This window comes from Bacillus sp. J33 (assembly GCF_000518885.1).
Lineage (GTDB): Bacteria > Bacillota > Bacilli > Bacillales > Cytobacillaceae > Cytobacillus.
Genome location: NZ_JAEL01000159.1, coordinates 1 through 7,196 on the forward strand (window position 1 = coordinate 1; position 7,196 = coordinate 7,196).

Sequence of the window (7,196 nt, forward strand, 5' to 3'; positions counted from 1 at the left end):
AAGCATTAGGACTCATTCCATCCATGTCCCGTAAAGGAAACTGTCTAGATAATGCCCCAATGGAATCATTCTTTGGACATTTAAAGGATGAAGTAGATTACAAAGAAGCAAATAACTTAGCAGATTTAAAGAATATGATTGATGAATATATGGAGCACTATAACACGAATAGAAAGCAATGGACCTTAAAAAAGATGACTCCAGCAGCTTACCGGAGTCATCTCATCGCTGCGTAGAAAGCAGCATCTCTTTTTATTAAACTGTCTACTTTATAGGGCGCAGTTCATACTTTTGGGACACCCTCTTTTTTTCATTCTTCAAAAACCTAATCTTTAAATTGAAGATTTATATAATTAGCCAGCTTCCAAAGTCAAAGGTATGACTTTGGAAGCTGGCCATTAAATTGAAATTATCCGCCTATATAGGACATTTCAATCTTTTTTCTATTGGCAATTGTTTCTTCCGTCCGTTCATCTGAGTACCTGTCTTGTCTTCCGTCCCATATGTTAATGATGCGTTCTGTAATTTCTTCGTCAGTAGCGCCATTTCTCATAAATTCTTTTAAATCATGTCCTTCCCCATTGAAAAGGCATGTGAAAATTTGTCCATTGGCTGATAGCCTTGAACGTGTGCAGCTTGAGCAAAATGATTCAGACACTGAGGTAATAAAACCAACATCAATATCCGTCCCCTTATATCGGTAGCGTTTAGCAACTTCACCGAAATAATCCGGATCTACAGGCTCTAATAAATAATGTTCCTTTAGGATTTCATAAATGTCTTTTTTTGTGATGACTTCATCCATCTTCCAGCCATTTGTACTGCCGACATCCATATATTCAATAAACCTGAGCTGCAATCCATTTTCTTTGCAAAACTTGGCCATTGGCACAATTTCCGAATCATTCAGCCCTTTTTTAACGACCATATTCAGTTTGACGCCTAAACCGGCTTCTTTTGCTGATTCAATTCCTTTTAATACTGGCTTAACCCCTACATTGCGTCCATTAATTTTTCCAAACAGTTCATCATCAAGACTATCCAGGCTGATATTCACCCTTTTAAGCCCTGCTTCCTTTAGATCCTTTGCATGTTTCGGTAGTAATACCCCATTGGTTGTCAGTCCAATATCATTCAATCCTTTAATCCCCGAGAGCATTTTAACAAGTTTAGGCAGATCCTTTCTCATTAAAGGTTCTCCGCCTGTTAACCTGATTTTCTCTACTCCAAGATTTACAAAGATTTTGGCAAGACGTTCAATCTCTTCATAAGTCAGCAGTTCGCTTTTGGGAAGAAATGCAAAATCAGGCCCAAAAATATCTGCAGGCATACAATATTGGCAGCGGAAATTACAGCGGTCAATAACGGATATGCGCAAGTCCCTTAAAGGTCTATTCAATTTATCTTTAATGATTTTTTTTGCCATTGCATCCAACTCCAAATAAAGAGTGACTTACTTAAATATATCATCTATTAAATCCTATATGATTGGATCGTTTAATTAATCTTTCCCTTAACTTAACAGAAATAACCTATTGCCACAAATTAAGGGCTTTTACTATTAGAACATAAAATTATAACATTGTTAACAGGTAAATAAATTATTATAATGACGCAAAGGCCTTATTCGCATTAGGTTTTCAAAAAACTGAAAAGAAAATGCCACAATTACGCCACAAACCCTTAGTATGTTTTTACTATTTAAATGTTATTATTGTGAAAAAAGACAGAAGTTTTTTAAAAAGGGGGATTTAAATGCCGCAGACTGCCATTAAACCGACACATTCCATTGAAATTAAAGAACTCCTTCACTTCGCTGACCGCCATGTACAAACTACAAAAAGTTCCTATATATTTCAGGAAGGAATGGATGCTAATGAGCTTTATATTATTCTATCTGGCAAAATCCAAATTAGCAAGATAACAGCAGATGGCAGAGAGCTTACCTTCCGAATATGCGGGGAAAATGAAATCATTGGCGAATTAACTCTTTTTACAAGCTCCCCCAAATATATGCTAAATGCTTTAGTCCTTGAAGCAGGCGAAATCGCAGTAATAAAAAAAGAAGTGCTGGAAAGGGAAATCTTTGAAAACAGCAAACTGGCATATGAATTTATGAAATGGATGAGTGATCATTTTCGCAAAACACAGACTAAATTCAGGGATTTGGTACTCAACGGAAAAAAAGGTGCACTTTACTCGACCCTTATTAGGTTGACAAACAGCTACGGGGTCAAAATTAACGAAGGGATTCTTATTGACCTTCCGCTTACCAATCAGGAGCTCGGCAATTTCTGCGGAACGTCAAGGGAAAGCACGAATCGGATTTTAGGTGAACTAAAAAAGGATCGTATTATTGCAAGTTTAAACGGAAAAATAGTTGTTCAGAACCTGCAATATTTAAAAGATGAAATTGGCTGTGAAAATTGTCCGGCCGTATACTGCAGTATTGAATAAGAGTGCAGGCAAGTTTAGCTGCACTCTTATTTCTCATTTACATAAGCCATTTTTCAAGAAATTTGGCGTCCATAGCCGTCTCGTCTTCTAAATGGCAGCATCGTCCCAATTCATCTTAAGTGATTACATCTGAATGGCATTGCATACAGCCGGCAATTGCAAGGAAAATGCTTGACTTTATTAGCTATTTGACGCTTTCTTTCTTAATGCTTTCGGAATATACACACAGAACGGCTCGCTTTCAAGATAGTCGCCAGTCATGGCGTAGGCACGGGATCTAGCCCCCCCGCACACATAGCGGAATTCGCATTGTCCGCACTTTCCTTTGTATTTATCAGGATTTCTTAAATCTTTAAAGATTGGAGACTCCCTGTAAATTTCGGCGAGAGGCTGTTCCCTTATATTGCCCGCTTTAACAGGTAGAAGGCCACTCGGATATACATCGCCAATATGCGAAATGAAGACAAAACCATTGCCATCGTTTACACCTTTAGGCGCCCTCCCCAAGCCATCAATTGAACCTGTTAATCCCTGCTGTGTAAGTGCATTGAGATATTGTATATCTTCATTTTGAGCTTTTGATTCCTTTATTTTTTGCTGAATGACTACCCGACGATAATGCTGTGCAGCTGTTGTTTTTATATCAAACGGAACTCTTTTGCTTAATTCATAGAGCCAAGTAAAGACCTTTTCATGCTCAACTGGAGAAATCATATCCTTTTCCTGCCCTCTGCCTGTTGGCACAAGGAAGAAAACACTCCATAAGACACATTTCAGTTTTTCTATAACCTTTGCCATCTCCTCAAGATAATCGATATTATACCGGGAGATCACTGTATTGATTTGAACAGGAATCTCCAGCTCATGCAAATATTTTATCCTTTCAATTGTTAAATCAAAGGAACCTGAAGTACCCCTGAAATGGTCATGGATTTCCGCATTTGGGCCATCCAGGCTGAACGCCCAGCGAGCCAAGCCCACTTTTTTAGCTTTTTCGATTGCTTCCTTCGTTACATTTGGAGTTGCACTTGGTGTCATGGAAACCCTGACGCCTTTTTTGACTGCATATTCTGCTATATCAAAAACATCCTGCCTCATTAATGGATCTCCGCCTGTGAACACGAGCATAGGGTTATTCATCTCATATATTTGGTTGATCAAAGCTTTTCCTTCTTCAAATGAAAGCTCTCTTGGATCCCTTCGATATTGGGCTTCTGCGCGGCAATGCAGGCATTTTAACTGGCAAGCTCTTGTTAATTCCCAGATCACAATGAAAGGGTCTTTATTAAAATCTCTATTAAATCCCATAATAGATGCCTCCTTAACAGCCTCTTTTCAGGGCAGCTTCTATGCCATAAGAAGTGAACTATATTTTGTCTTTGCATCGTTATTATAGGGTAATTCATTTAGCAAATAAGTGAACTATCTCACAAATATCTATTTCTTTTCCTGAAAATTGACAGAGATGTGACAAGGGGAGTTAGAAAAATTGTTGAGATGATGCTGGATGAAGTAATTTATCAGCAACAAGATTCAAAGGGTGTTGGTTTAGATTTTCGATGTTGATTAACTTACGCAAACGATAGTTTTAGCCAATATGGAAGTTAATACAGAAGGGACCTATGCCCTATCGCAAAATTGTAAAAAAATAAAACAACAGGCCATAACAGCCTGCTGTTCTGTGTAAAAATATCTTTTATTGTACGCCGAGGGCAATTTTTGCGTAGCGGGACATTCTGTCTTTTGACCAAGGCGGGTTCCAGACAATATTTACTTCTGTATCCTTAACCTCAGGGATATCTGCCAAAGCAGCCTTGACTTGTTCTACAATTGTGCCAGCCAAAGGACAGCCCATGGAAGTAAGGGTCATATCAATTACTGCCTTGCCTTCCTCTTCCATCTTTACATCATATACTAAACCTAAGTTTACAATATCAATTCCAAGCTCAGGGTCTACTACAAGCTCTAGTGCGCCCATGATGCTATCTTTTAAATCCTGATCCAATTTGCAGCACTCCTTCTTTTGTCTTTAGTTTTATCATACCAAATATTTAAGTGAATTGAAAAAATGTTGGCTATAGATGGGATTCAAACCATTTTACTGTCTCAAGCACACCTTCTCTGGTTACTTTGTGTCCTGCTTGTTCATCGCTAATAAATCGAATCTTTTCAGGAGCATCGCTATAAAGGGGAAGTATGCTTTCATAAAAATGGTATGTATAAGAGAATGGAACCACGGAATCCTTTTTGCCATGCCAGAATAACAGCGGCCTTCCTCCCAGCTTTTCCGGCTGCAGGCTTAAATCCCGCTCTCTTAGTGTCTCCAGCAAACTATCAACTTCTTCCTTATTAAGAGGAATTTCAATATCATTTTTTTGCAGCTCATCCAGCTGCCTTTGGGCAAACCTTTCATAATATGGCATTCCCATAAGGCTAACCGCAGCTTTAATCCATTTATATTGTGTCAAGGCACCCAGTGTAACAATTCCTCCCATGGAGGTGCCAACAAGCCCAATTCTATCTGAATTTATAAGTTGTTCTTCTTCATATGCTTCCTTAATAATGCCCAATTCAGCTAAAGTATTAAGAACAATATCCCATAGCCGGAAATTCAAATCATTGCCTGACAAGCCTGTTGACCTTTCCCCATGATATAAAGTATCCGGCAAAACAACCCTAAACCCTTTTTCCGCCAGCAGATATGCGTAATGAAGATTATGCTCTTTAGCACTTGTAAATCCATGAATAAAAATGATGAAAGGCAATTGATCCTCTCTTAACTCCTCTCTGGCCAACTCCAGCACAGGTATCTCTTTAACATGCTTATTTTCTATAATTACCAAAGCTCTTCCTCCCAAAACAATACTCCCTAATTGTAATAACGCCAAGTTTATAATCTGTCTGCATTATTTAAGCAAAGTGAATTTTTTTACAACAATATTAGAATATTGGTAAAATATTCGTATAAAATGATTTATAAAAATGAAATACGGTTTTGATTGTAAATTCTTTCTATATTTTTCAGTTTAACATGTGGACATTTTTTTCTACAAACCATTAGACTTATAAGAAAAGCAGGGGTTGCTTATGCTAGGCATATCGAAGTCCGAACCTATACTTTCTTATTAATAAAAGCGCAAAGCGCACAAAGGAGATCTTATGGCAGAAAAACATTTAATTGCATTAGACCTTGACGGGACATTGTTAAAAGATGATAAAACCATATCACCAAAAACGAAAATGGTTATTCAAAAAGCACGTCAACAAGGACATGAGGTGATGATTGCTACTGGAAGGCCATTCCGTTCAAGTGAGATTTACTATCGTGAAATGGGCTTAAATTCACCCATAGTAAATTTTAATGGAGCCTACATACATCATCCCAGAAACTCCAGCTGGGGAGTTTACCATACTCCGCTGCAAATGAACGTGGCGAAAGAAATAGTGGAAGCTGTTAATAGCTATACAATCCACAATATCGTTGCGGAAGTCATTGATGATGTTTATTTGCATTATCATGATGAAAAACTTCTAGACATTTTTGGCTTCGGTGACCCGAATATTACTACTGGTGACTTGCGCAATTATCTTAATGATAATCCAACGAGTTTGCTGATACACACAGATGAAGAACATGTAAAATCCATTAGAAGCCACTTAACCGAAGTCCACGCAGAAGTTATTGACCATAGGCGCTGGGCCGCGCCATGGCATGTAATTGAAATCGTAAAATCGGGCCTTAATAAAGCTGTTGGCCTGCAAAAAGCTTCAGATTATTTCCAAATACCGCCCGAGCGGATCATTGCTTTCGGAGACGAAGATAATGACCTGGAAATGCTTGAATACGCAGGCTACGGTATTGCCATGGGAAATGCCATTGACCAGGTCAAGAATATTGCCAACGAAGTCACATTGACCAATGAAGAAGATGGCATTGGTGTTTACTTAAATGATTTACTCAATTTAAAAGCTTTATAAGCAAAAACATAAATTAGAAAACCGGCCAAATAAATCCCCTTTTGAAAATACGCCTTTAGAGCATACTAAAGGATGAAGCAGCAAAGCTGTTTCAAACTTCTTTGACGGAGGGGATTCGAATGGGTAAACGTAATAAATCAAAACGCTTCGTTCAACAGGGTGTCGACACTGTTAGTAAGCATGATGAACGTATCCCGTACCACATGACCTATGCTGAGGCAGAAGCCGAAAAATTGGCTAATGTGAAGGAATCATCCCTCGGAGGAATATAACATGGGAAACAGGTTATATCAGGAAGCCAGTAAATATGTAGATATAGCAAAAAGCTCTGCAGATGGACAGACTGTTTCCCGCGCAAAAAATGCATTAAGTTCGGCGTTTGCGAATTCGACCGAAGCTGAACAGGAGCAGCTGCGGGAGATGCAGCAGGAGCTGGAACAATACGAAAATCGTTAAGAAAAAGAAGCTGACACCAATGGCTGAACTATACCCCGGATAGCGGACACTGATAAAAAAGTGCCCCTATCCGGGGTTTTTTGTGTTTCAATAGATTTAATGAATAGGGACGGAGGATTTATCATGAGTAAGAATATTTATAATGATTTCCAAATGAAAGAGCTTGAAAAGAATCCTAATGTGTTGAGGACTTCTGAAAGGTCAATCTCCTATAGTTCGGAATTTAAGATAAAAGCAGTGGCGGAATACAAAAATGGGAAAACACCATCGCAAATCTTTATTGAACAAGGCTTTGATCTTGAGAT

At 38.5% G+C, this 7,196-nt stretch carries 9 protein-coding genes and 1 pseudogene; 6 read left to right on the plus strand and 4 right to left on the minus strand.

Annotated elements, in window-relative coordinates; translation table 11 throughout:
• Positions 1 to 236: IS3 family transposase (locus tag L634_RS0127665; RefSeq protein ID WP_026585189.1), on the plus strand; the 236-nt coding region annotated here is incomplete at its 5' end.
• A gap of 173 nt (positions 237 to 409) precedes the next feature.
• Here L634_RS0127665 and moaA read toward each other — a convergent pair.
• A complete protein-coding gene (gene moaA, locus L634_RS0127670; protein WP_026585190.1) occupies positions 410 to 1,426 on the minus strand; it encodes a GTP 3',8-cyclase MoaA in 1,017 nt (338 codons plus the stop codon).
• Between the two features lie 329 nt (positions 1,427 to 1,755).
• Between moaA and L634_RS0127675 the strand changes: the two genes are divergently transcribed.
• Positions 1,756 to 2,457 (plus strand): Crp/Fnr family transcriptional regulator, encoded by a 702-nt coding sequence (locus L634_RS0127675; protein WP_026585191.1) that lies wholly within the window; start codon positions 1,756 to 1,758, stop codon positions 2,455 to 2,457.
• 180 nt (positions 2,458 to 2,637) lie between these two features.
• On the opposite strand, the gene L634_RS0127680 is transcribed toward L634_RS0127675, so the two are convergent.
• The 3 genes from L634_RS0127680 to L634_RS0127690 all read right to left on the minus strand — a co-directional run bounded on the left by L634_RS0127680 (position 2,638) and on the right by L634_RS0127690 (position 5,300).
• Positions 2,638 to 3,765, minus strand: a complete 1,128-nt coding sequence (locus tag L634_RS0127680; RefSeq protein WP_026585192.1) for a TIGR04053 family radical SAM/SPASM domain-containing protein — start codon at positions 3,763 to 3,765, stop codon at positions 2,638 to 2,640.
• A gap of 388 nt (positions 3,766 to 4,153) precedes the next feature.
• Positions 4,154 to 4,435, minus strand: a complete 282-nt coding sequence (locus L634_RS0127685) for a metal-sulfur cluster assembly factor (RefSeq protein WP_442852725.1) — start codon at positions 4,433 to 4,435, stop codon at positions 4,154 to 4,156.
• Between the two features lie 97 nt (positions 4,436 to 4,532).
• Positions 4,533 to 5,300, minus strand: a complete 768-nt coding sequence (locus tag L634_RS0127690; RefSeq protein ID WP_026585194.1) for an alpha/beta fold hydrolase — start codon at positions 5,298 to 5,300, stop codon at positions 4,533 to 4,535.
• Between the two features lie 316 nt (positions 5,301 to 5,616).
• Between L634_RS0127690 and L634_RS0127695 the strand changes: the two genes are divergently transcribed.
• The 4 genes and pseudogenes from L634_RS0127695 to L634_RS0127710 form a co-directional block, all read left to right on the plus strand.
• Positions 5,617 to 6,435 (plus strand): Cof-type HAD-IIB family hydrolase, encoded by an 819-nt coding sequence (locus L634_RS0127695; protein WP_026585195.1) that lies wholly within the window; start codon positions 5,617 to 5,619, stop codon positions 6,433 to 6,435.
• A gap of 119 nt (positions 6,436 to 6,554) precedes the next feature.
• Positions 6,555 to 6,707 (plus strand): hypothetical protein, encoded by a 153-nt coding sequence (locus tag L634_RS34055; protein ID WP_181396022.1) that lies wholly within the window; start codon positions 6,555 to 6,557, stop codon positions 6,705 to 6,707.
• Position 6,708: 1 nt separating this feature from the next.
• Positions 6,709 to 6,891: a DUF3813 domain-containing protein gene (locus L634_RS0127705; protein ID WP_026585196.1), complete on the plus strand. Its 183-nt coding sequence runs from the start codon at positions 6,709 to 6,711 to the stop codon at positions 6,889 to 6,891.
• Between the two features lie 123 nt (positions 6,892 to 7,014).
• A pseudogene (locus L634_RS0127710) lies at positions 7,015 to 7,196 on the plus strand (hypothetical protein); the annotation flags it as partial.

Excerpts from the sequence above, each read along its gene's own strand:
- L634_RS0127685 (WP_442852725.1), bottom strand. The coding sequence starts at position 4,435 with ATGGGCGCACTAGAGCTTGTAGTAGACCCTGAGCTTGGAATTGATATT.
- L634_RS0127705 (WP_026585196.1), top strand. The coding sequence starts at position 6,709 with ATGGGAAACAGGTTATATCAGGAAGCCAGTAAATATGTAGATATAGCA.
- L634_RS0127695 (WP_026585195.1), top strand. The coding sequence starts at position 5,617 with ATGGCAGAAAAACATTTAATTGCATTAGACCTTGACGGGACATTGTTA.
- moaA (WP_026585190.1), bottom strand. The coding sequence starts at position 1,426 with ATGGCAAAAAAAATCATTAAAGATAAATTGAATAGACCTTTAAGGGAC.
- L634_RS0127680 (WP_026585192.1), bottom strand. The coding sequence starts at position 3,765 with ATGGGATTTAATAGAGATTTTAATAAAGACCCTTTCATTGTGATCTGG.
- L634_RS0127675 (WP_026585191.1), top strand. The coding sequence starts at position 1,756 with ATGCCGCAGACTGCCATTAAACCGACACATTCCATTGAAATTAAAGAA.
- L634_RS34055 (WP_181396022.1), top strand. The coding sequence starts at position 6,555 with ATGGGTAAACGTAATAAATCAAAACGCTTCGTTCAACAGGGTGTCGAC.